Below are 2,351 nucleotides of genomic sequence, written 5' to 3' on the forward strand. Positions count from 1 at the left end.
TTCTATTTTCAAAAAGAAGCAAACCCATTTTTAAATCATCAGTGTGGTTTCGCTAATCAACGGTGGTATTTAGCTAATTATCAGAGATGTTTTACGGATTAACACTGATGATTTAAAAATAGATGAAGACAATACGAAAAAATCATTTGCGACAAACAATAAAAATCCCTCAATGAGGGACGATTACTATTAAAACCATCGCTCATTGAGGGACAAATTATTTAAACGGCTTATAAAAATGGCACCATATAGAGAGGCAAATAAGTTATTCCATCTTCCACTTTCAAATCAGATGCATGGATGACATAAGGTGTTGACAGATAACTGGCATATTTGGCAAGGCACTTCCTTAATGAAGTCAAAGTATATCGTGAAGAAGACTTTACCTCAATCGGAGATATGTTGTGACGGCTTGTCACCTTGCTTTTCGCTATCAGAAAATCAATCTCCATCCGTGAATCCTTATCCGACATATTCGGATTGGAATAAAAATAAAGCTTATGACCAGCCGTACGAAGCATCTGCGCTACAATGTTTTCAACAATCATACCATTGTTCATCTCCAATTTATCAAGCATAATCTTCCGATACAACTCTTCAGACACAATGTCGTTTTCATCAAAAGCATGACTGATAAGCAATCCCGTGTCGGCCATGTAACATTTCATGGTAGAAGTCTCTTTGTTCAAGTTCAATCCAATACTCGGTTCTGTAGTATTATAGCATGTATTGATAATCATAGCATCGTCCAGCCAGAAGAAAGCCGTTTCATAATCCCTTGAACGTGCTCCTTCCTTCAAAGCCGATAGTCGGAATTTTTTCTCATGCTTCTGCAACTGGGAAGGTATTTCCTCAAAAATGCTCTTTACTTTTGTGTCATACCCTTTGGCAAACTTGGATATGTCATTCCGGTAAAGTTCCAAAATCTGGCGCTTTACCTTATCTACACTACTGAAATTCCTGGTCTTTACATATTTGTCTACCGCTTGAGGCATTCCACCCACAATCATATACTGGCGGAAATAATCCATTGCCTTCCGATGCATCATCTGACCCATCTCCTTTTTGGTTTCAAAACAAGCATTAACAAAAGGCATCAACATTTCTTCTTCCATAGCCCATAAGAATTCTTCAAAATCCATCGGGTACATCTTGATATGTTCTTCCTCGGAAGGAATGACGATATTTTCCACATTCTTTTTAATGGAAACTAACGAGCCAGTCTCTACATAGTCATATCTTCCATCTTCAACCAAATATTTGATAGCAGCTCTTGCCTTAGGATATTGCTGAACCTCATCAAATACAATAACTGACTGCCTTTCATACAAAGGAGTAGAAGTGTAGGCACTCAAATACATAAAAAAAGTATCAAGGTTATCCAAATAGTCTTCAAACAGCTTTTTTATTTCCGCATTGGCTTTATTGAAATCTATAAAGATATAACTTTTGTATTCCTTTTGAGCAAACTCACGTACAATGTAACTTTTTCCTACACGTCGGGCACCATCAATCAACAGAGCCGTTTCGCCTTGACTTTCCAGCTTCCATTTCAGCAATCTATCATAAATTTTCCGTTTCATATCACACCATATTGAGATTATCAAACAATCTAACAATACACCAAATTGAGATTATCAAACATTGCAAATATACACCAAATTGAGATTATGACAAAATAAGCACCATGAAAAGATGTATCCAAACAATAAAAATCCCTCAATGAGAGACGATTTTGATTAAACCATCGCTCATTGAGGGAATGCCGCAAGTGATAAAGTGAAGCTACTTACAATTCATTCTTATAAATCGAAGCCATGACCTTCTGGTATTGGTTCTCCAATTGCATGCGTGCCTGGAGATTCTTATACACCGATTCGGCCTCAACGAAATATTCAATCAACGATATCTGACCTTCCTTCAAGGCTTGCTTCAAGAGGTCGAGCGACTTGTATAACAATGGCATGTCGTAAGCATTCATGGCCTCCTTAAGTTGTTGCATTTCGTTAAAGAGTGCCATAAGGTTGTTTTCCACTTGCAGACGGGCATCTTCCTGCATCAACTGGGCACTGAGGGCTTGCGCCTTGGCTATCTGCACTTTCTTGCGGTTGGAGAACAAAGGAATGGAACCACCTACTACAAAACCATTCATGGACATTTCACTATCGGTATTGCGACGGAAACCTGCCTGAAGTTTCGGAAGCCAATCTTGCTTGTTCACAGATACTTGCTTTTCGGCCGCCTTGGTAGCAAACGACAACGCTTGCAAATCAAGGTCAGAAGCCACGACTTCATCACGCAAGGTATTGAAATCGGTTATCTCCTTTACTTGCGGATAGGTTGTTTCTGAA

Annotated in this window: 2 protein-coding genes; both read right to left on the reverse strand. The window is 38.8% G+C overall.

Going from position 1 to position 2,351, the window contains the following annotated elements; translation table 11 throughout:
* Positions 1–230: 230 nt before the first annotated feature.
* Positions 231–1,583, reverse strand: coding sequence for an ATP-binding protein (locus ACJMLZ_RS02495; RefSeq protein WP_405303793.1), 1,353 nt, complete (start codon positions 1,581–1,583; stop codon positions 231–233).
* Positions 1,584–1,789: 206 nt separating this feature from the next.
* On the reverse strand, positions 1,790–2,351 hold a 562-nt coding region (locus ACJMLZ_RS02500; protein WP_405303794.1), incomplete at its 5' end, for a TolC family protein.

It is taken from the genome of Methanobrevibacter sp. (assembly GCF_045126245.1).
GTDB lineage: Archaea > Methanobacteriota > Methanobacteria > Methanobacteriales > Methanobacteriaceae > Methanocatella.